Genomic DNA, 24,220 nt, shown 5'->3' on the forward strand with positions numbered 1-24,220 from the left:
GCCTCTACGGCCTCTCCTCCGGCAATTCTCGGAGCCAGATGTTGCGGTAGCGGACGGGGTTGCCGTGCTCCTGGAGCATGAGCGGGAGCCTGTCTGGATGGGGCCCGTACGGCGGCCGCGCCTTGTGCGCCGTGGGCCCCGTGAGCTCGGTGGCGTGCTGCACGACCACACCGTTGTGGAACACCGTGACCCGCGCTGGGCGGCGCAGCGCGCCGGTGACCGCGAAGCGTGGGCCCTCGAAAACGATGTCGTAGCTCTGCCACTGGCCGGGCCGACGGGAAGCGTTCACGAGCGGCGGGGTCTGCCCGTAGACGGCGGCCGCTTGACCGTCCGCGTAGGTGGGGTTCTCATACGAATCGAGAACCTGGATTTCGTACCGCCCCATCAGGAAGACCCCGCTGTTCCCCCGCCCTTGGCCATCGCCCGCCACCGAAGCGGGCGTCGCCCATTCCACGTGGACCTGGCAATCCCCGAACGCCTGCTCGGTCACGATGCCCCCCACGCCCTTGACCACTTCCGTGTAACCGTTCTCAACCTTCCAGCCTGCGGGACCTTCCTTTTCCGAACGCCACCGGGAGAGGTCCTTCCCGTCGAAGAGCACGATGGCATCGGAAGGCGGTCGCCCAGGAAGTTCGGGCGTCCCGGGTGTTCCCGGATCGACCACCGCGGGCAGGGGCCGCTTCGGGTCGTGAATCTCCCACTGTCGCGGCGGGCCCTGTTCCGCCGCGGCGACGACAGCACTCAGGGCCAGAATGAAAGAGGCGCGGTGGGCACTCGCGGTGAAGCTCATGTCGGCGGCACTCCTTTCCTATGTGGCGCGCGGGCGGGGTCGGCCCGCTTCTAGGTCTTCTCCTCCAGGGCCCGCCGGAAGTACTGCAGGGCGTGCCGGACACCCTCCGTCGGGTCGCTCTCCTCGATCTCGTACTCGAGATTGGCGCCATAGCGGAAGTGGACTTCCTTCAGGACCCGTGCGATCTCCCGCAGGGGCGTGGCGCCCTCCCCGAAGCGACGGTAGCTGTGCGCGGGGTCCCGATCCCGATCCTTGATGTGGAGGCTCACGATGCGGTCATGGTGCTCCCGGAGGTAAGCCACGGGGTCGTGCCCCGCCGCGTAGAAGTGCCCCACGTCCAGGTTGATGGCCAGGAAGCGGGAGCGCCCGGCCAGCGCTTCCGCGAAGTCATCGGGGCCTTCGAACTCCTGCTTGCGGTCCCCCTTGAACCAAGGGTCGCCAAACCAGTGGTTGTGAAGACCCAGGTAGACCTCGTGCTTGCGGCACCACTGGTCCAGGCGCGGCACGAGGCTCTTGCGCACGGAAGCCGTCATCACCTTCGTGCCCAGCCGCTTCGCCCCCTGGAAGCCCCGCTCGAGTTGCTCATCGGTGGAGTCGGGGGAGAAGTTCACGCAATAGGCGCTCACGGTGATCCCCGCCGAATCGAGCTTCTGGCGGGCAGCGTCGAAGTCGGCGTCGCTGGCCTTGGCCGGGTCGAGGTGCCCCTGCCACAGCTCGAGGCTGCTGATACCCACGGATCTCATGGCCCCGATCATGCGGTCCAGCCCGAAAGCGCGGAAGGTGTAGCTTTGGACCCCGACCTTTATGCCCCCGAACACCGACGGCGGGATCTTGCCCGCCTCCGCGCGGGCTCGGGGCAAGAAGAGGCCGGCTGAGGCCCCCGCCAACCCGGCCGAGAACGCACGACGCGTGACTTTAGTCATGATGCCTCCCCGTTGGTACTGATGGTATGCCGAGGCGCCGCTTCCGCAAAGGCTTCCGTGGCCGGCCTGTGGGTTGACGGCCGTGGGCCACTGAGCGTAACGTGCGCCCCTATCCTCCGCGCGAGGAGGCATCATGTCCGTCTCTGCGTTCCGACCCCTATTCATGCGGATCGGCGTCCTCACCGCCGCCCTGCAGGAGCTGACCCCGCGGGCTATTCGCGACCCTGACCCCGATCGAGCCATCGAGGACTGGCTAGCCTTTGCCCGCGAACTGGGCGTGGACGATATCCAGCTTTCCGCCGCCCTGCATCCGACGGAGGCGGACGTCCCGGCCGAGGCCTTGCTGGACCCGGTGGCCAACACCCTTGACCTCCGGGCGCCCTTCGATCGGGGCCGAGCGGGACGCGTGCACGCGGCCCTCCAGTCTTACCGGGTGGGACTCTCCGACCTCGCCTACTTCGATAACATGCTCCACGACGACCCGGCCATCCGAAGAAAGAAGCACGCCTTCATGGGGCGGGTGTTCGAAGCGGCAAGCCTGCTTGGGGTGTCGGCAGTCTGCGGGTTCGTGGGACGGAACCAGACCCTGAGCATGGACCAGAACCTCGAGGACTTCCGGGAGAGCTTCGTGCCCCTGCTCAGGGAGGCGAAGGCTAGAGGGCTCGTCTACCGCGTCGAACAGTGCCCGATGCCGGGCTGGACTACGGGGGACAACTTCCACAACAACATCGCCTACACCCCCGGAACCTGGATTGCCCTCCACCGGATCTGCGAAAGGGCGGGGGTGGGGGATCAGTTCCGAATCCACTACGACCCCTCCCACGCCATCCTGATGGGGCAGGACACCCGCTCGCTCTTTCAGTACCTCCGGGACGAGGGCTATCCCTTCTTGATCGGCGGCTTCCACGTCAAAGGCCAGGTCATCGACGCCCGCGGCGTGGCCGGCTGGGGTTACGGCGGGCAGACGGTGGAGCGCGGGGACTGGAAGGACGGGCGGCCTTCCGAGAAGCCGGCGGACCAAGCCCTGGCCTGGCGAAAGCAGACGGTGTTCTGCGAGCACGAGCTTCCGGGCACTGCGCGCCACGACCCGCTGGCCTACCTTCAGAACCGAACCGTGGACTGGCTGGACCATCAGCTCGCCGCCCGCGAGCTGCTCGCGCTGGACATCCCCAGGACCCACCTGGTGGTGGAGCACGAATACCCGAAGGCCCGCATCCAGGACAAGGAGCGGCTGCTCCCGATCCTGGCCGGGTCCATCGCGTTCACGCGCAAGATCGACGAGGCGGCCGCCTGCATGTACGCCCTCCAACGCGAGGTTCTGCCCGGCCAGGGCATCCCCGTTCAAGGTCGGGGCCGAGAGGCTTACCGGAGCTAGGACCCGAGGAACCGGAGAATCCTCCCTCCCCGCACGAGCGGAGCCATCTCGTTGTTCTGAAGCGATTTCCATTGATCACGGACGCGCTCTATCGCCTCCAGGGGTGGCCGGTTAACCTGGCTCGGGCGGTCCCGCCCGCTGGAGAAGGGTCCCTCCGATGAGGTCGACTGCAGTTCGGCTATGATCGAAGGCTGGAGGTAGAGTTGCGGGTCCGCTTCCAGACCAAGGTCTTGCTCCTCGTGCTGGCCGGGGTCGGTTTGCCCGTGTCGCTGATGGGCTGGTACCTGCTCCACGCCAACGGGGAAGTGCTGGCGGAGAAAGTGCGCGAGGCGCTCTCCAACCAGGTCTTCCGCAGCAGCAGCCAGCTTGATGACTGGATGCAGCAACGCCTGCACGAGGTCTCACGGTGGTCGGCGTCGTTTGTTGTCTTCGAGAGTGTGGAAGCGCTCACCCGGCCCGCGGTAGAGGCGAACAAAGCGCGCCGAGATCTCGCCGCTTACCTAGAGTCCGTGCTGGGGCACTACCGGAACTACGAGTCCCTGTTCGTCATCGACCCCCGGGGAAGGGTCCTGGCCTCCACCCGCCAGGAGCGTTGGGAGGACTGGGGCCAGGCCCTGCTCGATCGCGGGGGCCTGGAGCGCGGGGGCGTGGTGAGTCCAATTCATCAATCTGCCTTCGAAGGCCGGCCCACGATGCTGGTGGTGCACACGATCCAGGGCCGGTCCGATAGCGCCATTGGCTATTTCGTGGAGCGGGTGGATCTGCGGGAGCTGGAGTCGCTCTTGGGGCCCACCGACACCGACCCGCCATACTCCTTCTGGCTGCTGGACGAGCGGGGTCGGGTGATGATGCGTGCGGGTAAGGTGCCCGATGCCCCCGGCGAGCAAGTGTTTCCGGGGACGCTGCCCCCGGAGGGCCAGGAGACGGGCCCTGCGGCCAGCGTCTTCATGCCCGGCACAGGCACGGTGATCTACGCCGTGCGCCGCCTGAGCGGACCCACCCGCGGCTTCGTGGCCGCCACCGTGTCCGCCAGCGCGGCCTACCGCCTCCTGAACGAGGCCCGCACTCGGCTTCTCATCATCGTCCTGCCCCTGGTTGGCCTGGTGCTTCTGACCAGCTTCCTGGTGGCGCGCAATCTTCTCCGGCCGGTCTTAAAGCTGTCCGAGGCGGCCAAGGGAATCAGCGCCGGCGATCTCGAGGTCTCGCTCCCCGTGCGTGGGAACGACGAGATGGCCGATCTCACCCGCGCCTTCAATGAGATGACCCTGCGCGTGCGAGAAAGCCAGAGGACGCTGGAGTCGTTGGCCATCACCGACGGCCTCACCGGGCTCTACAACCGCCGCCACTTCGAGGACACCGTGGACAAGGACCTGCGCCTCTGCGAGCGCGACGCACGCACGTCCAGCTTGCTCCTGCTCGATCTCGATCACTTCAAGGAATACAACGACCACTGGGGCCACACCCAGGGCGACACCGAGCTCAAGCGAGTGGCGGCCGCGGTCAAAGACTCGATCCGCGCCACCGACATGGCCTTTCGCTACGGGGGAGAAGAGCTGGCCGTGCTGCTCCACTCCTGCCCCAAGGGCCAGGCGGTGCAAGTGGCGGAGAAGATCCGCCAAGCGGTGCGCGCGCCCGCGGTGAAGCCGGGGGCCCTCGAGGGACGCACCACCACCATCTCCATCGGGGTGTCTACTTTTCCGGAGGATGCCCACGGCGTGCGGGAGCTCGTGGACGCGGCCGACGGCGCGCTATACGCGGCGAAGGACCAGGGCCGAGACCGCGTCATGCTGGCTAAGGCGATTCCCCCCGCCCCCACATCACCCGCAGAGGCACGACGAGACGCCAAGAAGGAAGGGACGCCCGTCCGCCCGTCCTAGGTGTGACTCGACGAGGGGGCGCAGGCGTGCTTCCCTCAGGGAGGCGGCGGGCTCGCCTCCCGGCCCTTGGTGACCATGTCCTGGACCTTGCGGGCGAAGAACACGGCCGCTCCGAAGTTGTTCTCGCTGAGCTGACGCTCGGCCTTGGCCAGCAGCTCCTGGCAGCGCCCTAGGGTCACCTTGTCCCGCGCGTCCAGGCGACCCATGAGGATGCGCGCCTCCGCAATTGCGGACGACGCATCAGCCTTGGTCTCGATTCCCTGCAGCCGAGCTTTGGTCCGCACGACCTCTGTCTCCGTCAGCTCCAACTCGCGCTGCAGCAGGCTTACCCGCTGTTCCAGCCGCCGTCGCTCTTCCTCGCTCCGGCGCAGTCGGCCCGCGACCTCCGAGTTGTCGTGCGCGGCCTTGTCGGTAGGCGGGCCCTTCGGGTAAAGGCGGGTCAGGTCGGTGGCACAACGGGCTTCCGCCGCGGCCAGCCGCCCTAGAATTTCGGCCCTCTGCGTGGCGTCGGGCGCGGCCGCGCTGTTCGCGCTGAGCGCCTCCGCCTCCTTCAGATGGCCCTCGGCCTGATTGAAGATTTCGGGAACCCGCTGGGGGGCGCCGGCGCGGCGGGCCTCGTCTACGGCAACACGGGCAGGTCCCAGGTCCAGCCCTCCCGTGCGTTTGGTCCCCCCCTTTGTGCTGGCGCAAGCGACGAGGGAGACCGCGAGCAGGACGACCCAAGAGACCCTAAAGAACATACCCAGGAAGAGTCTAGCACGGGGTGGGCGACGGGCTTCGCGACCCCCCAAATGGGGGTTGCCCCACGGTTACATCGTCTCTGCCAAGAGCTCCCTAAAGGTGTCGCGGCCCAAGCCCAAGGGCTGCCCGACCAGAGGACCCTTCTTCAGGATCGGCTCGCTGTCCTCGTAAGTGGGCCGGTCCCCTTGATAGAGGCACCCGATGGGGATCCGGGAGCCAAACTCCATCGACTTCTGCAAGGCCGCCGCCTGGTCGGTCGGATCGTAGCCCTTCTCATCGTCGAGCTTGTAGACCCGCTCCTTGAACCAGGGGTAGGTGTTGACCTTGTTGAAGGTGACGCAGGGACTGAACACGTCGATCAAGGAGAAGCCCCGATGCGCGATGGCGGCCGCGGTGAGCTTCGTGAGGTGCTTCTGCTCTCCGGAGAAGCCGCGGGCCACGTAGGTGGCGCCGGTGGCGATGGCCAGGGCCAGGGGTTGGACGGGCTTCTCCGCGTTGCCACGGGGAGTGCTCTTGGTCTTGTGGCCCTCCGCGGTGGTGGGGGAGGCCTGGCCGGTGGTGAGACCGTAGATCTCGTTGTCCATGACGATGTAGGTCAGGTTCAAGTTCCGCCGCATGGCGTGGATGAAGTGCGCCATCCCGATCCCGTACCCGTCGCCGTCTCCCCCCACGGCCACGACGTGCAGGTCGTGGTTGGCCAATGCCGCCCCCGTGGCCACGGGCAGGGAGCGCCCGTGCAGGCTGTGCACGCCGTAGGCGTGTATGAAGCCGGGCAGGTTCGAGGAGCAGCCGATGCCGGAGACCACGAGCACCTTGTGGGCCGGTATGCCCAGCTCGACGATGGCCTCCTTGAGCGACTTGAGCACCCCGAAGTCGCCGCACCCGGGACACCAATCGGGATCGACCGCTCCCTCCAGGCTCTTGAGGGTCAATTCGACGGTGGTGGTCATAGCGGTCCTCCTCCTTCTCCGGCTGGGTAACGCGCTGCCCTGTCCCCCGATTCCCTGTCCGCTCCTTACCCTGCCTGCGGTTGGCTCGACGCCATGGAATGAAAGCCATGAATGGAGCCCGTGTCCATGCCGATGACGAGCATCCCTTCGAGGTTGCCGTCGGCGCTATTCACGAGCTCCACCTCCCAAACGGCTTCGCCGTATCGTCCGCGGGCAGCCTGTGCGAGACGGGCGGGCCGAGCCCGGTCGTGCATGTGGATGCGTACGTAGTGGTAAGCCATTTCCCTCGCCTCGTGCTCCTGAACTGTGAGGTCTACGGGCGTGCCCGCGATGAAGTTCTTGACCAAGCGGGCGATGTAGGCCGGCTCAAAGGGCTCGCCGTCGTACCGCGTGAGAACGTGATCAACGGTGAAACCGGTCTCCGCCCGCAGATGGCGGGCGAACTGGCCGCTGAAGTTGTTCTCGACCACGATCGTCCGCTTGCAGGCCTTGAGGATGGCCGTGGCCTCGCTGTCATGGAAGGGGTGCATGTACTTGAAGTGGAGCTGGTTGGTCGCGATGCCATCCCGGGTGAGCTGAGCGGCCGCCTCCCGGATGACGCTCCACGTGGAGCCCCACCCGATCAGCGTGACTTCGGCCTGGGCGGGGCCCTCCAGGACGGGAGGCTTGAGCCGGGCCCGCACGCCCGCCATCTTCCGCATCCGCTTCTCGTGCATCTTCCGGCGGATGGCGGCATTCGTGTGCTCGTCGCTGATGAGGATCCCGCTCTCGTCGTGGTCATCCGTGCCGGAAACGTGGATCAGCCCCGCGAGGCCGGGCCGGGCTCGCGGCGACACTCCCGAGGGGGTGAGTAGGTAGCGCTTGTAACCTCCATTCACCGAGTCCTCGGGGCTGAGCTCGGTGACCCACTCGCCCCGCTCGATCGGAACCTCGCTCGAGATTGCCTCCGGGTCGACCGTGGAGCGGTGCTCCCCCAGGAGGAGGTCGGAGATGAGGATGACGGGCAGCTGGAAGGTCTCCGCGAGGTTGAAGGCCTCGACCGCGGTATGGAAGCTGTCGGCCGCGTCCCGCGGCGCGATGATCACGCGCGGGAAGTCGCCCTGCGAAGCGCCCAGGGCCTGGTTCAGGTCGCCTTGCTCGGTCTTGGTGGGAAGACCGGTGGACGGGCCCCCGCGCTGAACGTTGACGATGACGACCGGGGTCTCGATCATGCCCGCCATTCCGATCGCCTCGCTCATGAGGGCGAAGCCTCCCCCGGAGGTGGCGCACATGGCGCGGACCCCCGCGTGGCCGGCCCCGATGGCGAGATTGATGACCGCCAGCTCGTCTTCCGCCTGCTTGACGAGCACCCCGCACTTCTCGCTGTGGGCAGCGAGCCAGTGGAGGATGAACGAGGCCGGGCTCATGGGGTAGGCAGAATAGAACTTGCAGCCCGCGGCCACCGCCCCCAGGGCGGTCATGAGGTTGCCGGTTACCACCGGCCGACTCTTGCGCGTGAAGTTCCAGCGGTAGCTCAGGGGGGGAACCTTACCCGCCGCGTATTCGTAGCCGGCCCGCAGCACGCCCATGTTCTGGTCGATGATCTCCTTCTCCTTGCGCCCGAAGGTCTCGGAAAGGATCTTGGCCGTCGCTTCCAGCTCGAAGCCGATCAGGTGCAAGAGCGCACCCAAAGCCGCCGTGTTCTGCATGACGGGCAGGAGTTTACCCAGGCGCGCGGTCAGCTCGGGCACGGGCAAGGGTACGAGGGCGACCCCTTTCCGTACGAGGGCGGGATCGCACTTGAACCTCGCGCTGTTGAAGATGATCGCCCCCCCGGCTTCCACTTCGCCGGCATGGCGTTCGATGCTGTCCTGGTTGAGGGCGATCAGCACGTTCAAATGGTCGCCGTGGTTGTCGACCTTCTCCTCCGAGAGCCGGAGACGCAGCCAAGTGTGTCCGCCCCGGATCAGCGACTGATAGCTGTTGTAGGTGAAGAGGTGCAACCCCAGCCGCGCGGCGGTGCGGGCGAGGGTATCGCCCGTCCGGTCGAGACCATCGCCGGCAGCACCTGCGATTCCGACCACGATCTCCGTCGTCATCGTGCCTACTCCTCTTCTAGTTCCTCTCCCAGCAGCGTCGGGTACACCTCCAGGATCTCCGGACTCAGGGCGTGCAGGACCTCGGCCAGGCCCTCCAGGGTGCCGCTGTCATGGACCCTCCAGACGGCGACCACCCGATGGTCGCCGTCGGGCGACGGCAACCCCATGCGCTGGATACGTCCCAGCTGCTCGGCGACTGCGAGTGCTTTTCCGGGCAGCGTCTCGACCACGATCTTGGCAACAAGCATGACGTCCTCCGGCGGCCTTGGTACGACGGGCGCGGGAGCGCGAGTCGGTCGCAAGGCAGGTATACGCCTGTCGGGCGGGGGGGTCAACCTCGATCTGATCCTCCTCGATCAGATCCTCGATCTGACCCTCGTATGGCGGCCTATCTACGAGCAGGGGAGACCTGATGCTCGACATCCGAAATACAATCAGGTCCTCACGAGGAGGAGGGTCTTATGGCGAAGGCGTTCCCGTCCGCATTTGCGCGCGCGTGGGGGGTGTGGGGAGGGGTCTTGGCCTTGTTGGTGACGCCGGCCCTCGCCCAAACGAACCACAAGCACTATGAAAAGCCCGCGGGCGCGGACAAACCCGGCCCCTCCGGGCAGCTCGCGCCCCGGCTCCAGAACCTGGGTCCACACGCTTTTCTCGTGACCACCCGGTCAAAGCCAGCGCAGCTCTTCATTAATCAAGGCGTGAACCTGACCTTCGGTTTCAATCACGCCGAGGCCGGCCGGGCCTTTCGGGAGGCGGCGCGGCTCGATCCCGACTGCGCGATGGCCTACTGGGGACAGGCCCTCGTACTCGGCCCCAACATCAACGCGCCCATGTCGCCTGAGGACGAACCGAAGGCGCATGCGCTGGCTCAGAAGGCCCTCGCCATGAAGGCCAAGGCGTCGCCCCGGGAGCGGGCGTACATCGACGCCGTGGCCCAGCGTTATTCCGGCAAGGCAGACGACCGCCCCGTTCGTGACCGAGCCTATGCCGACGCCATGCGAGCCGTCTCTCGAAAGTACCCGAATGACCTCGACGCCGCCGCGTTCCTGGCGGAGGCTCTCATGGACCTCCGGCCCTGGAACTACTGGGCCCCGGACGGCTCACCCTACCCGGAGACGCCAGAGATCGTGGCCGCTCTCGAGTCGGTGCTGGCCCGCAAGGCCGACCACCCGGGCGCGACCCACTACTACATCCACGTAATGGAGTCCACGAAGAGCCCGGAGCGGGCGGAGGCCGCGGCCGACCGGCTACTCAAGCTGATGCCGGGAGCCGGACACATGGTCCACATGCCCTCTCATATCTATCAGCGCCTGGGGCGCTATGCCGATGCCTCGGCTGCCAACGAAAAGGCCATCCTCGCCGACGAGGACTACATCGCCCAGTGCCAGGCCCAAGGCATCTACCCAATGGGCTACTACCCCCACAACATCCATTTCCTCTGGTCCGCGGCCACGATGGAAGGGCGCAGTGGGCTGGCCATCGAGTCCGCGCGCAAGGTCGCCTCCAGGGTCGCCGATCCCATGCTGGAGCAGGTCCCCCTCCTCGCGGGCTTTCGCGTCGTGCCGTACTTCGCGCTGACACGCTTTGGCCATTGGAACGAGATGCTGCAAGAGGCTCCCCCCCCGGAGCGTAGCCTTTACCTCACCGGCGTGTGGCACTACGCCCGCGGAATCGCTTTCGTCGGCAAGGGCCAACTGGACGACGCCGACAAGGAGCTCGCGGAAGTGCGGCGTATCGCCGCCGATCCGGGCCTGAACTTCAACCTCTTCTCGCCCAACACCGCGGCCGCCATATTCTCCATCGCGCCCGAGGCCCTGGCCGGCACCCTGGCCGCGGGTCGGAAGCAGTACGAGGAAGCGATTGCGCATGTCGAACGCGCCGTGCACCTGGAAGACTCACTCGCGTACACGGAACCTGCGGAATGGCACTACCCGACCCGCCAGCTCCTGGGTGCGGTGCTCCTGGAGAGTGGGCGAGCGAGGGAGGCCGCGACCGTCTACTGGGAGGATCTGAGCCGCAACCGGGAGAACGGCTGGTCGCTCTTCGGGCTGACGAAAGCCCTGCGCACCCAGGGCCGGGACGCCGAGGCCGCGGCCGTGGAAAAGCGCTTCCAAAAGGCCTGGGTCAAGGCCGATGTCGAGCTGACGGCCTCGCGGTTCTGAATGCGGGGCCCGACCAAGACGATGCCCCGCTGCCCCCGCACGATTGTCCGTGGCGTCTCGACCATCACCTGGGCCGCCCTTGCGATACTCGCGACAGGGGGTTGCTCCAGCGGCTCGAGGATCGCGCCCGTCCCCAACCTCTTCGACGCCCAGAGGCAGATCGAGACCTACATCTCCTCAGGCCGGTACGAGTCGGACTGTGTGGCGGTCGCGGATAGGGCCCAAGCCTACCTCGAGGCGCGTGCCCGCCAAGTCTCGAAGCCGGCCGTCGTGTTTGATATCGACGAGACATCCCTCTCCAACTGGCCCGCATACCGAGCCAACGGCTGGGGACGCGTCACGTCGGGTGGGTGCGACCTCGACACGGGCCCTTGCGGCTTGCGGGCCTGGCAGGCGATGGGGAAATCGCAGGCCATTCGGCCCACCCTCGAACTGGCCCGCCGGGCACGATCCTTGGGGGTAGCCGTCTTCTTCATCAGCGGACGCCCGCCCCAGCTCCGAGAGGCCACGGAGCGCAACCTCAGGGAGCAGGGCTATGAGTGGGACGGGCTGATCCTGTTCCCTGAGGGGGCTCACTTCACGAGCGCGGTGGATTTCAAGGCCCCGGAAAGGCGCCGCCTGGCCGAGCAGGGCTACACCATCCTCTTCACCATCGGCGACCAGGAGAGCGATCTCACAGGCGGCTACGCGGAGCGCACCTTTAAACTTCCCAACCCCGTCTACTTCTTGCCTTAGGGAATTCGCGGCCGCCCCGTTGACGCTGCGCCGCCCCCCGTTTCCTGCCAATCGATCAGTTGGTGGCCGTGATGCGTCCCGTCATGCTGGGATGGATGGCGCAATGATAGGTGATCACCCCTGGAGTCCTGAAGGTGATCGAGGACGTCGTGGCCCCGGGCGTCACTTGATCCGTGCTGAAACCTGACCCACCCGAACCCCCACCGCCGTAGTCCCCACTGCCCCCTTGACCGCCGCTATCCTGGACGATCTGATGGATGATCGTGTCGCTGTTCTTCCACGCGATCGCCGCGCCCACGTGCAGCGTCACTGGGTTCGGTGAAAAGGACATCGAGCCATTCTCGCTAACGATCGTCACCACAATGGCTGGAGCCCCACTCGTAGTGACGCCAGAGGGGGCGGAGATCATGGACGGCGAACTCCCGCCACACATCACGGCGCCGAGGCTTCCGACGACAAGAAGAACTCCGAGAGCGATTCGATTCATCTTGGGCTACCCTCCGCTGCGGGGTAGAGCAAGAACCGTACCCCAGTGCGGCTCCCCATAACCCATTGACGGCGCTGGCCCTAAGCCACGCCCGACCATCAACGGTACTTACCGGGGCCGTAAGTGATTTACCAAGCTCGGCACAAGTCGGCCGCGACCACACTCCTGCCCCGAAGAAGCGGCGGGTCTCCAAATCAATATACGAAGATTATCGTTGACACGACGAAGACCTTCGTAGTAGCGTCTGCCCATGGTCTCACCTCCGCGCCCAACGCCGGCCGAGTTGGAAATCCTGCGTTTGCTCTGGGAACACGGGCCCAGCACGGTGCGCGAGGTCCAGGAACGCATGGAGCAGCACCGCCCCACGGGCTATACCACGGCGCTCAAGCTGCTCCAGATCATGACAGAGAAGAACTTGGTCCGACGGGACGAAACCGCGCGCGCCCACGTTTACACGCCGCGGGCTCCCGAAGACCAAACGCAGCGGCAGCTCGTGCACGACCTGCTTGACCGGGCGTTCGGCGGCTCGGCGACCAAGCTGGTCATGCACGCGCTCTCGGCGCGACAAACGTCGCGCGAGGAACTGGCGCGTATCCGGGAGATGCTCGATCGGCTCGAGGGAGGTGGAGAATGATCCGGGCCCTTGGCTGGAGCCTTCTACATTTCGTCTGGCAGGGAGCCGCGGCCGCGGCCTTGCTGGGGAGCCTGAACCTCCTCTGGCGACGCTCGGCGCCCCAAGTCCGGTATCTGCTCGCTACCGCGACACTCCTTCTCATGCTGCTCCTCCCGGCCCTGACGTTCTGGCTCATGCGCGCCTCCACGGACCCCGTTGGGCCCATGGCGGACGCGGGGAACCCGGTGGGGAAGTGGTCGCCCTGGGCGTTCTCGACCCTGGGATCGACAAACGCGCCGCGCTCAGCGACCGCGGGACTGAACCGGCGGATCGAACCGCTGCTCCCCACCTGCGTGGTCCTCTGGGGGGTGGGCGTTCTCGCCCTTTCCTTACGAACGGTCGGTGGTTGGGCATTGGTGCAGCGCCTCCGGCGCTCCCGGCTCACGAGGCCGACACCGGTGAGCGAGGGGACGCTGGAGCGGCTACTTGGGGCCCTGCGGGTCTCGGCCCCCGTGCGCCTGTACGAGTCCGCCCTTGTCCAGGTGCCCACGGTCATCGGGTGGCTGCGGCCAATCATTCTCCTGCCCGCCTCCGCCGTGATCGGACTGTCGCCGACCCAACTCGAGCTGATCCTCGCCCACGAGCTCGCCCACATCCGCCGCCGTGACTACTTGGTCAACTTGCTCCAGGCCGCGGTGGAGACCCTTCTCTTCTACCATCCGGCCGTCTGGTGGGTTTCCCACCGCATGCGAATCGAACGCGAGCACTGCTGCGACGACCTCGCGGTGGCGGCGGGCGGGGACGCGGCCCGCTACGCGCGGGCTCTGGCCGACCTGGAGGGGCTCTGCTCCGCGCCCGCGTTGGCGATGGCCGCCACGGGCGGTTCGCTCTGGGACCGGATCGCGCGGCTGGTGGGCCCGCCGCAACATCTGTCGCGAGCGTCGCGCGGCCTCGCCACGGTGCTGACTCTGACCGTGCTCGGCCTCGCCCTCGGGGTCGGGTCGTCGCTCCTGTGTGGTCCCTCGACCCTTAAGGCGACGTTCGCCGCGTCGACCCTATCCGACGATCATCCCTCCCAGCCGGCCACGTCGGAGGATCCCTCTGCTCCGGCGACCGCGGCCGCGCTCGAGGAGCCTCCGCAGGGGGCGCCCGCACCGGAGCCGAAGCCGAAACCACGCCCCGCACCGGTGCCCCGCGCCGCCCCGCGCGCCTTCCCGCTGGAACGCGTCCTCGAGCTGGCCCGCGCCGGCGTCACCCCCGAATACATTGACGCCATGGACGCCCTCGGCTACCCGTCGCTCACCGCCGATCAGCTCATCGCCCTGCGGTCACAGGGGGTCGGTCCCGAATACATCCGCGACCTCGCCGGCGAGGGATACAAGAGCCTTTCGCCGGATCAACTCATCTCGCTCCGCGCGCAGGGAGTCTCCGCTCGCTACGTGCGCGGGCTCAAGGAGCAGGGAATCACCGGCCTCTCAATTTCTAACCTTCTCGAGCTGCGCGCCCAGGGCGTCTCGCCGGAGTACGTGGCGGAGATGAAGGGGGCTGGGTACGAGGAGCTGTCGGTGTCCAGACTCATCGCCCTGCGCAGCCAGGGAGTAAGCGGCCGGCTTGCCGCCGAGCTGAAGGCGCTCGGCTATGACAAGCTGCCCCTGTCCAAGCTGATCGCGCTGCGGAGCCAGGGGGTGAGCCCCACCTATATTCGCGAGATGGCTGGCCTGGGCTACCCCGGGCTCGACTTGCCGGTGTTGCTGGGACTCCGCACTCAGGGGGTCACGCCCGAGTACGTGCGCGAGCTTAAGGAGGCGGGATACGAGGACCTCCCGGCCGGCATGCTCATTGAGCTCCGGTCGCATGGGGTCACGCCTGCGTTCATCCGTGAACTGAAGGAGGCCGGCTTCAACAAGCTACGGCCCGAGGAGCTGATCGAGCTCCGCAACAGCGGGTTACGCGGCGGGCTGCTCAAGCGGCTTAAGAGCCTGCAGCAACCGGGGGGGGTACAGCCATGACGGAGCGGGGGAGTCGGAAGTGGGGTCTCGGCGCCTGCGCGCTGGTTGCCGTGCTCTTCGTGACCGGGGCCGCAGGCTCTCCGACGTCGGAGGGTATTAGAGGTGTGTGGACGGCGGAGCGCTCCACCTGGCCTGTCGACACGGGCGGGACGACCACCCTCGTTCAACTCTCAATCCGGCGCGCCGGCGGAGGCCGGGGGAACTGGGATTCGTCGCATCCCGTTCCCCTGGCCGAACTCGAAGGGCTCACGACGGCCCTGATGGACGCGGCCTCGGCCGACGTCCGTTTCGCCTGGAAGCGCGACGCGGGCAGTCTCGGTTTCGAGGGCCGCTTCCAGACGGGGGAGGGGGCTGGGCACTTTACCTTTACTCCCAGTGTAACCTTCATCGCCGATATGCGAAGCCGCGGCTATGGCGACATCGATGACGAGAAAGCCCTGACCCTCGCTATTCACGATGTCAGCCGGGCTTTCCTGGAACAGCTGGCCGCTCTCGGTTACGAGCGCGTGCCGATGGACAAGCTGATGGCGTTGCGCATCCACGGCGCGAGCCCCGAGTTCATCCGCGGCCTGGCTGGTCTCGGGTACAAGCGCCTTCCCGTAGATCAGCTCGTGGCCCTCCGGATACACGGTGCCAACCTCGATTTCATCCGTGACATCCGAGGCCTCGGGTTTACCGATCTGGCCCCCGATCAGCTCGTGGCCTTCCGGATCCATGGGGTGAGCCCCGACTACATCCGTACCTTCCGGGGCCTGGGCTACGACCGGCTCACCCCGGACCAGCTGGTTTCCATGCGGATCCACGGCGTCACGCCTGAGTTCGTGACGGAGCTGAAGGGCCTCGGCTACTCGGGCGTGGCCGTGGATGTCCTCGTCAGCCTGCGCATCCACGGAGTGACCACCGAATTCGTCCGCCGCGTGCAGGGCCGAGCGGGGAAGGCGGTCACCGTCGACCACCTCGTTTCGATGCGGATCCACGGCGAGGAACCGGAGTAGTCGGCTGCGCCCTGACCAAGGGATCAGGGCTCTGGCGTCCACCCCGGACGGCCTCGGGCTAGCGCCGGCGAGTGGTATTGGATCCCCGTGACCTTCTTGATGTCACATCGATTGCCAGCGCGGGAGCGTTTGACGCTTCGCCTCCCTCCGCGGGGCCGGCGAACGCACCGAGCGCTCCGCGTTGAGGTGGGCCGGGCCTAGTAGGCGGCCTCCTGATCCATCTCCCCGCGCGAACGGCAGGCAGAACTCCTCGCGCCCGGCCTTGCCGGCCCACCAGCTCTTCTTCCCCGACACCCAGCTCGCGTTGCTCGCGCGTCCTTGATACGAGACGCCCCCAGCGTGGTTCGAGGTAAGCTAGCTGAACCCGATATCAGGCATGCTGCACTCTAGGGCCAACGAGAACCGGCAAAGCGGCCTTGTCAGGGGTCGCTGACCGTCGACGCGGTGTGGGGATGGCAAGGAGGAACCATGGTCGCTGAGCGAGCGGGGCGGCGCGAGTTTCTGAGATCGTCCATCACTACCGTGGCGGGGCTCGCCTGGGCCTCTGCCCCCCCTGAGGGAGTCTCGGCTTCCCCACGGCTTCTCGCGAACGCCTCGCCGCAAGCGGGAGAGCCGGCGCGGGCCAAGGGCGCGCGCATCCGCTTCGCGGCCGTCGGCCTGAACCACGGTCACATCTATGGACAGGTGGAGGCGGTCCTTCACGGAGGGGGAGAGCTGGTCTCGTTCTTTGCGAAGGAGCCGGACCTCGCCAGCGCTTTCTCCAAGCGTTACCCGCAAGCAAGGCTTGCCGGGGGCGAACGGGAGATCCTCGACGACCCCTCGATTCAGCTCGTTGTGAGCGCCTCGATCCCAAATGAACGCGCACCGCTCGGCATCGAGGTCATGCGCCACGGCAAGGACTACATGGTCGACAAGCCGGGAATCACCACCCTCGGGCAGCTTGCGGAAGTGCGCCGCGTCCAAAAGGAAACCCATCGCATCTACTCGATTCTCTACAGCGAGCGGCTCGAGAATCGAGCGTCGGTGAAGGCGGGGGAGTTGGTCAAGGCGGGAGCCATCGGCGAGGTCATCCAGACCATCGGGCTGGGGCCGCACCGCATGAACCCCAAGACCCGCCCGGAGTGGTTCTTCGAACGCGAGCGCTACGGCGGCATCTTGTGCGACATCGGCTCGCACCAATTCGATCAGTTCCTGTTCTTCACTGGATCCACACGGGCCCAGGTGATCGCCTCCCAAGTGGGCAACGTTCATCATCCCGACACTCCCGGCATAGAGGATTTCGGCGACGTGATGGTCTCCGGAAACGGAGGCAGCGGGTACATCCGCGTCGATTGGTTCACCCCGGGCGGGCTGAACACCTGGGGAGACGGCCGGCTCACCATCCTCGGCACGGAGGGGTACATCGAGCTCCGCAAGTACGTCGACATCGCGGGCCGGCCGGGGACGGATCACTTATTCCTGGTCGACCAGAAGGAGACGCGCTATATCGACTGCAAGAACCAAGAGTTGCCCTACGGCGAACAGTTGGTCAACGACATCCTCAACCGGACGGAAACGGCGATGTCGCAGGAGCACTGTTTTCTGGCGATGGAGCTTGCGCTGCAGGCGGAGGAGCGAGCGCAGCGGGTGGGCCCTAGGAAGGTCGTTTGAATATTCCGCCAACCAAAGTATTTCAATGGAAGGCCTCGCCTCTGGCCAGCATGGCCAGAATGATTTCCATGCGCCTCTGCCTCGCTTCGGGCTTCTTGGCGGTTTGCAGCCGGTAGGCAATCGCATACCGGTTCGCTTTGTTGAGCGACTCGAAGAAAGCCTTCGCTTTCTTTTGTCGGCGTAAGGCCGCCAGAAAATCCTTCGGAAGGGTCGCCTTGCTTGGGGAGTCGTAGGCGGCGGCCCAACGACCATCCTTCTTCGCGGCATCGACTTGGGCCCGACCGGCCGCCCGCATCCGGCCGGCCCCCGTCAGCCGTTTCGCGTGTTGCGTGTTGATCTTGGACCAGCCACTCTTGGGGCGTCTTGGGGTGAACCTTTGCAACCATGAAGAGGCGTCGTAGCGCTCCTTTCGGGCGTCGATCCATCCAAAGCAGAGCGCCTCATCCAGCGCCTCGGGATATGTGATGGAGGGCTTTCCTGAGCCCTTCTTGAAAATGCGCAGCCAAATCCCACCTGACTTGAGATGATTCGCGCTCAACCATTCATGAAACTCCAAGGGTGATCGAAAGCTGAGGGTTTCAGTCATGAGGCCCAAGAGCACTCGTCAGCTGCTCCAACGTTAAATCTCCCCCGGTGAGTCTATGCCGACAAGCGGCTGGACGAAATGCGGCTGGTGCGCAGCGGATAGTTTTGCTCTAATTGGACCCTATGACACCCGATCAAGCCTTGCTCATTCTCAACTCGGTTGGCTTGCCTTCGTTGCACGCCGAGTACCCCACGACCAAGAAGGTCATAGCCGCCATTCCCGCGGACAAGGCCGACTATCGTCCGGATTCGATCTCCCGCAGCGCGCTCGATCTTGCCTGGCACATCGTCACGGCCGAGAACCGCTTTCTGGAGGCGGTCTTATCGGGCGCGTTCGATCTAACACCGCGGCCTCGACCGGACACGGTTCTGTCGCCGGCAGACGTCAACTCCTGGTACGAAGAACGGTTTGCCACGAGCATCGCGCGATTGAAGGGTCTATCTGGCGACCAACTTCTAAAGACGATCGATTTCCGTGGCGTATTCCGACTCCCCGCCGTCAGCTTCATACAGATCGCCCTGAATCATTCCATCCATCATCGCGGCCAGCTGACGATGTACCTGCGGCCCCTAGACGCCAAGGTGCCCTCGATCTACGGCGAGAGCTACGACGCGCGCATGGCACGCGAGGCGCTTCGGACCTGAGGGCGGGGGCGACGCTCTTCCCACGTTGATGTCTGAGTCTCATCGCCCTCGTCAGAGGAGCAGTACGTCGTCCAAGCTGAGGTAACTCTCCTGGCGCCCGCGTCACTCGTAGGGCCCCGGGTTCCTCGAACCGCTGCCCCCTGCGCATGTAGCCGGGAAACAAGCATCGCTCAGTCCGTTGGTACTGGCCGGCGGAGGCCTACCATTGCCATACGTGCGAATAGAGTGATATCGTACGTACATGAGCAAGCTGACCTTGAGCGTGGACGAAGAGGTCGTGGAGCGGGCTAAGCGGTACGCCGCCAAGCGAGGGACCTCTGTTTCGCGCTTGGTGGAGACTTATCTCGACGCGCTCGCCCGGCCACTGGCGGTGAGGGATCAAGACCTGCCGCCCATCACCCGACGGCTCCGAGGGATTCTCAAAGGCGCAAGGTACAGCCGCGAGGACTATATCGACCACCTCGAGCGGAAGTACCGTTGAAACGGCTGCTCTTCGATGTCAACGTTGTCCTCGATTTCTTCCTCGACCGACCGCCCTTTGCGGATGCCGCAGGTGCCCTTTGGGCTGCAGCGGAGAGGAAGGAGATCGAAATTCTAGTCCCCGCCCACGGGGTCACGACCATCTTCTACCTGGCCGCCCGCCAGCGGGGCGCCTCGTTTGCACGCCGCGTCGTGAGCGATCTGCTCGCCCTCCCGACCGTCGCCGCTGTCGATGGGGCAGTCCTTCGCCGCGCGCTGCTGCTCGGCCAGCCCGACTTCGAAGATGCGGTTTGCGCTGCCGCAGCCGAAGCTGCTCAATGCCACGTACTCGTGACCCGGGACCCGAAAGGCTACCCAAATTCTCCCGTGCTGGTCGCGGACCCGCCCACGGCGTTGTCTCTGCTCGATGGCCCGAGCCCCAGAGGGGTGGCTGAGCGACCTCCGGCGGCCTACACGAAGACTCTCCGTGGCCGCCCCCGCCCACGGGGGCGCAGACGTCGACCCCATAGGCCTCGTCGGCCGAAATGAGATCGGCCACCCCGACCTTATTGTCACTGGCCCTGCCCTACTCAAGGGCGAGAGTAGGGGAGCTTCATCCACACTGCTAGGCTGCAAGCCACCTTAGCCTCTCTCCGGCTACCTACCCCAAAGGAGGCTTGGCAGGCCCGTTTTGGCGTCGCCCGGGCTGACCTCGGTGGGCATCTAGCTTACGCAGAGCCAAGTCCTGACCAAGCAGCAAGCACGGACCACTCTCTCGAGACCGTGGGCACGCCTGGCGGCCTTCTCTTGGGGCCACCGACCGGTCCTCAGCCCTGCGAAGAAGTGGTGCCTTACAGGTCCTTCCACATACCTAGGTTTACATAATATATCTTATCGGAAGCTAGAATCCCCGCTTTCTGCTTGGCCGCGAGCCGCCCGGGGCGGGTCGCCCGGGCTCAGGGACACCTATGAAGACCACGTCTCGAGCCTGCCGGCGCTCGCCGGTTCGGAAGAGTCGGCATCACTGTAGAATCGGCCGACTCCGAGGATGCCCCGCTTAGCTACAGCCCTATTGCTCGAAGTGACGCGTGCGGATGTCGGGCGCATGCTGCGCGCCGATGCCCTCAACCTTGGCCTCGGGCCGGTCTTGGTCGTCGTGGGCATCACTACGCTCGTTGTCTACGCTCGGCCCATGGTCCGCCGGACGGAGTCGTCGCTGCCGTGGTTCGGCCTGTTTGCCCTTTTCTATGGCCTGCGGCTCCTGGCCCACACCGAAACGTTCCGCCTCTTCTTTGGTCTACCCACCACGTTTTGGCTCTATTTGGTCTCAGGCCTGACCTACGTGATGCCGCTTCCCGTGGTCCTCTACCTGCGGGCCATCTTCCCTCGGTGGCGCCGGCGCCTGGGCTGGTTGGCTTTCTTCCTGGCCGCGTTCGCCTTGGTTGCCTTCTCCGGGGACGCGGTGCTGCAACGGCCCGGCTCGGCGGGAACCCCTAACAGTCTGATCGCGATCGCGTTCATGGTGGGAGCCTTAGCGGTCCTGTTTCGCTGGAGGTGGCCGCCCAGCCGTGACCTGAGTACGCTGCGTGTGGGCCTCATTAGCCTCGCGGTGACGGCGGTGCTCGACAACTTGCGGGGACTCGGGGTGCTGTCCTGGTCCGGCCCCAACCTGGAACCGGTGGGGTCCACCGTGCTCATCCTGTGCCTGGGCGCGATAGCGGCGCGGCGTGTCCTCCGGGATGCGGAACGCCTACTCGCCCTCGACAAGGAGCTCAGCATCGCGCGCCAAATCCAGTCGTCGATCCTGCCCCGTTCCATGCCGAGCGTCGCCGGGCTCACGGTTGCGACGCGCTATCGACCCATGACCGCCGTGGCCGGGGACTTCTACGATTTCTTAGAGATGGGCGACAGCCGCCTGGGCGTCCTCGTGGCCGACGTATCCGGCCATGGAGTGCCGGCGGCCATGCTCGCCTCAATGGTCAAGGTGGCGGTTGCAGCGCAAAAGCTACAGGCGGACGATCCCGCGGCGGTCTTGACCGGAATGAACGAGACGCTCGAGGGCCAGCTGGGCGGCCAGTACGTGACGGCGGCCTATCTCTTCTTAGACCGCGAGGCGGGAGTGATGCGATACAGCGCCGCCGGTCATCCACCGCTCTTGCGCTGGCACCCAGACGAGTCGCGGATACACGAGCTCGAGGAGAACGGCCTGCCCCTGGGGTTGATGGACGTCGCCCACTACCATCAGCTCGAACAGCCACTGCGGACGGGCGATCGTTTCCTGCTCTACACCGACGGGCTCGTGGATGCCACAAATGCCGCGGGCGAGTTCTTTAGCGTCGAGCGGGTGAAGGCCGCGGTTGCCTCAAGTGCGGCCCTCTCCGCGGAGAGCGCTGCGGACCTGCTCCTGGAGCAGGCACGAGCCTGGGCTCTCGGGAACGTTGCCGATGATTTGACCCTTGTGCTCGTGGATTGCGTTTGACCGCGGCGCGAGGCCCACAAACCCCGAAGCGTCTCAGGAGAATTGGCGAGAAGCGATCCTTTGTTCGCGTGTCCGAGCGATGAAGTTCAACAGTCCAGACGAGCTGCATCAATTCGTAACGGCCGTGCGGCGGGAGCTAGGCGAGTCTCGACTCCCGGAGGCCGCGCGCCGGCTCGCCAATGTGCAAGCGACTGTTTTCACGACTTCCTCTGAGTGGCTTGGGGAGCTTGGCGCAGCGGTTACTCAGATTCGCGCGGAGATGGAAATACCACCGGCTCTGGACAACAAGCTTGAGATCATCCTCACTGCGGTACGCGAGGCCTGGCCATCGACCTAGGCGGCATTCACCGGAGTTTGCAGTCGCCCGCGCAGTAAAGATGGCCTTTCCCCCTCCGCCGGCGCAGCCAGCGCCTTCCGGCATTCGTCTGAGGGAACAGGAGTTACGGTCAGATCGTCGGATCCGCGTGGGCCGCGGGCGACGGAGGGGCGTTCCGGCTCCCCCCCTCACTCCTGGGTTACAATTGGACTTCGGTAAGCGACTACCCTTCGGAAGGAAACCGCATGGCCAAGCGCGTTCTCGTCGTCGACGATCACGTCCCCACGCGGTCCCTCATTCGGACGCTCCTGGAGGCAGAGAAGCAGGAGACGTTTGAGGTTGTGGAGGCGGGATCGGGCACCGAGTGCCTGAAGGCGGCCGACCAGAAGGGCCCCTTCGACTTGGTGTTGCTGGACGTGAACCTTCCCGACATGGATGGCTACGCCGTATGCAAGGCCTTGCGTCACGTCGACAAGAGAGTGCCCATCGTTTTTGTGACCGCTAAGGGCGACCTGAAGGACTACACGACCGGCCGCGACGCCGGCGGCGACTCCTACCTCGTGAAGCCCATCGCCCGGGCCGCGCTCCGATCGATTGTGAGCCTCTTCACCAGCATCGAGCGGAGCAAAAATCCCGACCAGGCACCGGGCGCCAAGCCGTGAGCACCGGCGCGTACCAGGGCCACATCGCGATCGTCCACGAGGATCCGGAGCGGGCGGAGGCCCTGGCCCAGATTCTGCGCTCGGTCGGGCATCGGGTGACGCTGGTGCCCCCCGGCCGCCGCGTCGTCCAGGGTGTGATCGATTGCGCGCCCGACCTCCTCATCGGCTCCCTCTCCCTCATCGACCCCAGCCTGGGCACGGTCGTGCGGAGCGTACGCCAGGCCCTCGGGCAGGAACCTCCCGTCCTCGTGGTCTTCCGCTTCGACGCCCGCGACGTGCCACCCGAAACAGATGAGGTGTTGCGCGAACCCGTGGACGCCGTGGAGTTGGAGCTGAGGGTGTCGCGGCTCCTCCGGAACCAGGCCGAGAAGCGGATCCTCCAGCGCAAGGCGCAGGAACTGCTGGGCCTCTACAAGATGTCCTGGGCCTTCTCGCTCGCGGGCGGGGCGGGCGCGCTCTTCGGCCACCTGGCCCGCCAGAGCGCCGATCTGCTCAAGGCGGAGCGGGGGCTGGTCTTTCTCTTCGAGCCCGAGCGTCGTCAGATGGTCGCCCAGGGCCCTGGTTTTGGGCTCACCCCCGAACAGGTCAGCCGGGCCCGCTACCCGGTCGACGGAGAGGCCCGCTCGCGCTGGAACTTCCGCAAGAACGGCCCCCTCGTCTCGAACAAGGCCCAGGCCGACACTCGTCTCCTCGCCGACGTCGTGCAGGACCTGGGGATCAGCTCGGTGATGATCGCCCCCATAACGCGGGGGCCTCAGATCCAGGGGCTGCTCATGGTCGCGGACCGTCCGGCCCGGATTCCCTTCGGAGACGAGGACTTGAACCTGCTCCTGGCCCTTGCCGGTCAGGCCACGGTGGCGGTGGAGAACCTGCGCCTGCACGAGGAGCTCAAGCGCGCCAACGTCCTCCTCCAGGAGTACGATCGGCTGAAGAGCGAGTTCGTAGGCATTGTGGCCCACGACTTCCGCCGGCCGCTCATGGCCATCCGGGGCTTCGCGGAGCTCGTGCTCGAGGAAGAGGATCTCACCCTCGAAGCCCGCCGGGAATTCATGCGTACGGTCATCAGCGAGACCGAGCACCTGGCCCTGCTCGCTAACGACACCCTTCTCATTACCCAGATCGAGACCGGTCAGTTCTCTTTCAACTTCACCGATGTCGATCTCGGGCCCTTCATCCTGGACGCCGTTCCCCTGGGCCTGTCCGACCATTCTGTGCTCATGGACATTCCTGCGGGGTTTCCGAAGGTCGTGGCCGACCCCGAGCGCCTGCGCCAGGTCATCACCAACCTGACCATGAACGCGGTGAAGTACTCGCCGGAGGGCGGCTCCATCACCGTTCGCTGCCGCGAGCGCGGCAGCCATCACGTGGTCATCGAGGTCCTCGACCACGGCCTGGGCATCCCCCAGGACCAGATCAGCAAACTCTTCCAGAAGTTCGCGCGGATCCGAAGTGAGAAGCACCTGTCGATCTCGGGCACCGGCCTGGGCCTCTACATATGCCGGCTGATCGTGGAAGGCCACGGCGGCCAGATGTGGGTGGAGTCAGAGGTGGGCAAGGGCAGCACGTTCGGCCTGGTCCTTCCCCTGGACGCGCGCAGCGCGCAAAAGGTGGTCAAGGAAACAAGCGAGCACGCCCAGGCCCGGGACCCCGCATCTCCCGCTTGATTTAAGCTGGCCGCGGAGGCAGAAA

At 65.9% G+C, this 24,220-nt stretch carries 22 protein-coding genes; 13 read left to right on the forward strand and 9 right to left on the reverse strand.

Features of this window, described 5'->3' with window-relative positions; all coding sequences use genetic code 11:
• Positions 1-4 precede the first annotated feature (4 nt).
• Both VN461_02845 and VN461_02850 read right to left on the reverse strand, forming a co-directional pair.
• Positions 5-790, reverse strand: a complete 786-nt coding sequence (locus tag VN461_02845; GenBank protein HXB53691.1) for a DUF1080 domain-containing protein — start codon at positions 788-790, stop codon at positions 5-7.
• Positions 791-840: 50 nt separating this feature from the next.
• Positions 841-1,713, reverse strand: coding sequence for a sugar phosphate isomerase/epimerase (locus VN461_02850; GenBank protein ID HXB53692.1), 873 nt, complete (start codon positions 1,711-1,713; stop codon positions 841-843).
• A 133-nt stretch (positions 1,714-1,846) separates the two neighbouring features.
• Between VN461_02850 and VN461_02855 the strand changes: the two genes are divergently transcribed.
• Both VN461_02855 and VN461_02860 read left to right on the forward strand, forming a co-directional pair.
• Positions 1,847-3,088, forward strand: a complete 1,242-nt coding sequence (locus tag VN461_02855) for a TIM barrel protein (protein ID HXB53693.1) — start codon at positions 1,847-1,849, stop codon at positions 3,086-3,088.
• 203 nt (positions 3,089-3,291) lie between these two features.
• The gene (locus VN461_02860; protein ID HXB53694.1) at positions 3,292-4,965 is read left to right on the forward strand and encodes a diguanylate cyclase; all 1,674 of its coding nucleotides are present in this window, start codon (positions 3,292-3,294) and stop codon (positions 4,963-4,965) included.
• A 35-nt stretch (positions 4,966-5,000) separates the two neighbouring features.
• On the opposite strand, the gene VN461_02865 is transcribed toward VN461_02860, so the two are convergent.
• From VN461_02865 to VN461_02880, 4 genes are all read right to left on the reverse strand, one after another.
• Positions 5,001-5,705, reverse strand: a complete 705-nt coding sequence (locus tag VN461_02865; protein ID HXB53695.1) for a hypothetical protein — start codon at positions 5,703-5,705, stop codon at positions 5,001-5,003.
• A 69-nt stretch (positions 5,706-5,774) separates the two neighbouring features.
• Complete coding sequence (locus VN461_02870; protein ID HXB53696.1) at positions 5,775-6,656, reverse strand: 2-oxoacid:ferredoxin oxidoreductase subunit beta; 882 nt, start codon at positions 6,654-6,656, stop codon at positions 5,775-5,777.
• A 65-nt stretch (positions 6,657-6,721) separates the two neighbouring features.
• Positions 6,722-8,734 carry a 2-oxoacid:acceptor oxidoreductase subunit alpha gene (locus VN461_02875; GenBank protein HXB53697.1) on the reverse strand — a complete coding sequence of 671 codons (2,013 nt, stop codon included), beginning with the start codon at positions 8,732-8,734 and terminating at the stop codon, positions 6,722-6,724.
• A gap of 5 nt (positions 8,735-8,739) precedes the next feature.
• Positions 8,740-8,982 (reverse strand): hypothetical protein, encoded by a 243-nt coding sequence (locus VN461_02880; protein HXB53698.1) that lies wholly within the window; start codon positions 8,980-8,982, stop codon positions 8,740-8,742.
• Positions 8,983-9,195: 213 nt separating this feature from the next.
• Between VN461_02880 and VN461_02885 the strand changes: the two genes are divergently transcribed.
• Positions 9,196-10,896 carry a hypothetical protein gene (locus VN461_02885; GenBank protein ID HXB53699.1) on the forward strand — a complete coding sequence of 567 codons (1,701 nt, stop codon included), beginning with the start codon at positions 9,196-9,198 and terminating at the stop codon, positions 10,894-10,896.
• Positions 10,897-11,631, forward strand: a complete 735-nt coding sequence (locus VN461_02890) for an HAD family acid phosphatase (protein HXB53700.1) — start codon at positions 10,897-10,899, stop codon at positions 11,629-11,631.
• A 55-nt stretch (positions 11,632-11,686) separates the two neighbouring features.
• Here VN461_02890 and VN461_02895 read toward each other — a convergent pair whose 3' ends face one another.
• A complete protein-coding gene (locus tag VN461_02895) occupies positions 11,687-12,118 on the reverse strand; it encodes a plastocyanin/azurin family copper-binding protein (GenBank protein ID HXB53701.1) in 432 nt (143 codons plus the stop codon).
• Positions 12,119-12,368: 250 nt separating this feature from the next.
• On the opposite strand from VN461_02895, the gene VN461_02900 reads away from it, so the two are divergent.
• The 4 genes from VN461_02900 to VN461_02915 all read left to right on the forward strand — a co-directional run bounded on the left by VN461_02900 (position 12,369) and on the right by VN461_02915 (position 17,385).
• Positions 12,369-12,752 carry a BlaI/MecI/CopY family transcriptional regulator gene (locus tag VN461_02900; protein HXB53702.1) on the forward strand — a complete coding sequence of 128 codons (384 nt, stop codon included), beginning with the start codon at positions 12,369-12,371 and terminating at the stop codon, positions 12,750-12,752.
• Entirely contained in the window at positions 12,749-14,740 is a 1,992-nt protein-coding gene (locus VN461_02905) for a M56 family metallopeptidase (GenBank protein HXB53703.1), read from the forward strand. The genes VN461_02900 and VN461_02905 overlap by 4 nt, the downstream gene beginning before the upstream one ends.
• Entirely contained in the window at positions 14,737-15,735 is a 999-nt protein-coding gene (locus VN461_02910; GenBank protein HXB53704.1) for a hypothetical protein, read from the forward strand. Before VN461_02905 ends, VN461_02910 begins: the two co-directional genes overlap by 4 nt.
• 468 nt (positions 15,736-16,203) lie before the next feature.
• A complete protein-coding gene (locus VN461_02915; protein ID HXB53705.1) occupies positions 16,204-17,385 on the forward strand; it encodes a Gfo/Idh/MocA family oxidoreductase in 1,182 nt (393 codons plus the stop codon).
• 22 nt (positions 17,386-17,407) lie between these two features.
• Here VN461_02915 and VN461_02920 read toward each other — a convergent pair whose 3' ends face one another.
• Positions 17,408-17,971, reverse strand: a complete 564-nt coding sequence (locus tag VN461_02920; GenBank protein ID HXB53706.1) for a YdeI/OmpD-associated family protein — start codon at positions 17,969-17,971, stop codon at positions 17,408-17,410.
• A 140-nt stretch (positions 17,972-18,111) separates the two neighbouring features.
• Here VN461_02920 and VN461_02925 point away from each other — a divergent pair, with 140 nt between their 5' ends.
• Both VN461_02925 and VN461_02930 read left to right on the forward strand, forming a co-directional pair.
• Positions 18,112-18,615, forward strand: coding sequence for a DinB family protein (locus tag VN461_02925; protein ID HXB53707.1), 504 nt, complete (start codon positions 18,112-18,114; stop codon positions 18,613-18,615).
• Between the two features lie 241 nt (positions 18,616-18,856).
• Positions 18,857-19,096 (forward strand): DUF6364 family protein, encoded by a 240-nt coding sequence (locus VN461_02930; GenBank protein HXB53708.1) that lies wholly within the window; start codon positions 18,857-18,859, stop codon positions 19,094-19,096.
• A gap of 113 nt (positions 19,097-19,209) precedes the next feature.
• Here the strand turns inward: VN461_02930 and VN461_02935 are convergent, their stop codons facing one another.
• The gene (locus VN461_02935) at positions 19,210-19,413 is read right to left on the reverse strand and encodes a hypothetical protein (GenBank protein ID HXB53709.1); all 204 of its coding nucleotides are present in this window, start codon (positions 19,411-19,413) and stop codon (positions 19,210-19,212) included.
• Between the two features lie 766 nt (positions 19,414-20,179).
• Here VN461_02935 and VN461_02940 point away from each other — a divergent pair.
• The 3 genes from VN461_02940 to VN461_02950 all read left to right on the forward strand — a co-directional run bounded on the left by VN461_02940 (position 20,180) and on the right by VN461_02950 (position 24,195).
• Complete coding sequence (locus tag VN461_02940) at positions 20,180-21,553, forward strand: PP2C family protein-serine/threonine phosphatase (protein HXB53710.1); 1,374 nt, start codon at positions 20,180-20,182, stop codon at positions 21,551-21,553.
• Between the two features lie 561 nt (positions 21,554-22,114).
• Positions 22,115-22,531, forward strand: a complete 417-nt coding sequence (locus VN461_02945) for a response regulator (protein HXB53711.1) — start codon at positions 22,115-22,117, stop codon at positions 22,529-22,531.
• On the forward strand, positions 22,528-24,195 hold the full coding sequence (locus tag VN461_02950; GenBank protein ID HXB53712.1) for an ATP-binding protein: 1,668 nt from the start codon (positions 22,528-22,530) through the stop codon (positions 24,193-24,195). Before VN461_02945 ends, VN461_02950 begins: the two co-directional genes overlap by 4 nt.
• Positions 24,196-24,220: the final 25 nt, after the last annotated feature.

This window comes from Vicinamibacteria bacterium, assembly GCA_035570235.1.
GTDB lineage: Bacteria > Acidobacteriota > Vicinamibacteria > Fen-336 > Fen-336 > DATMML01.

Coding starts and splice junctions, on each gene's coding strand:
- VN461_02845 (HXB53691.1), bottom strand. CDS start 790: ATGAGCTTCACCGCGAGTGCCCACCGCGCCTCTTTCATTCTGGCCCTG.
- VN461_02850 (HXB53692.1), bottom strand. CDS start 1,713: ATGACTAAAGTCACGCGTCGTGCGTTCTCGGCCGGGTTGGCGGGGGCC.
- VN461_02855 (HXB53693.1), top strand. CDS start 1,847: ATGTCCGTCTCTGCGTTCCGACCCCTATTCATGCGGATCGGCGTCCTC.
- VN461_02865 (HXB53695.1), bottom strand. CDS start 5,705: ATGTTCTTTAGGGTCTCTTGGGTCGTCCTGCTCGCGGTCTCCCTCGTC.
- VN461_02870 (HXB53696.1), bottom strand. CDS start 6,656: ATGACCACCACCGTCGAATTGACCCTCAAGAGCCTGGAGGGAGCGGTC.
- VN461_02875 (HXB53697.1), bottom strand. CDS start 8,734: ATGACGACGGAGATCGTGGTCGGAATCGCAGGTGCTGCCGGCGATGGT.
- VN461_02880 (HXB53698.1), bottom strand. CDS start 8,982: ATGCTTGTTGCCAAGATCGTGGTCGAGACGCTGCCCGGAAAAGCACTC.
- VN461_02885 (HXB53699.1), top strand. CDS start 9,196: ATGGCGAAGGCGTTCCCGTCCGCATTTGCGCGCGCGTGGGGGGTGTGG.
- VN461_02890 (HXB53700.1), top strand. CDS start 10,897: ATGCGGGGCCCGACCAAGACGATGCCCCGCTGCCCCCGCACGATTGTC.
- VN461_02895 (HXB53701.1), bottom strand. CDS start 12,118: ATGAATCGAATCGCTCTCGGAGTTCTTCTTGTCGTCGGAAGCCTCGGC.
- VN461_02900 (HXB53702.1), top strand. CDS start 12,369: ATGGTCTCACCTCCGCGCCCAACGCCGGCCGAGTTGGAAATCCTGCGT.
- VN461_02905 (HXB53703.1), top strand. CDS start 12,749: ATGATCCGGGCCCTTGGCTGGAGCCTTCTACATTTCGTCTGGCAGGGA.
- VN461_02910 (HXB53704.1), top strand. CDS start 14,737: ATGACGGAGCGGGGGAGTCGGAAGTGGGGTCTCGGCGCCTGCGCGCTG.
- VN461_02915 (HXB53705.1), top strand. CDS start 16,204: ATGGTCGCTGAGCGAGCGGGGCGGCGCGAGTTTCTGAGATCGTCCATC.
- VN461_02920 (HXB53706.1), bottom strand. CDS start 17,971: ATGACTGAAACCCTCAGCTTTCGATCACCCTTGGAGTTTCATGAATGG.
- VN461_02930 (HXB53708.1), top strand. CDS start 18,857: ATGAGCAAGCTGACCTTGAGCGTGGACGAAGAGGTCGTGGAGCGGGCT.
- VN461_02940 (HXB53710.1), top strand. CDS start 20,180: ATGCTGCGCGCCGATGCCCTCAACCTTGGCCTCGGGCCGGTCTTGGTC.
- VN461_02945 (HXB53711.1), top strand. CDS start 22,115: ATGGCCAAGCGCGTTCTCGTCGTCGACGATCACGTCCCCACGCGGTCC.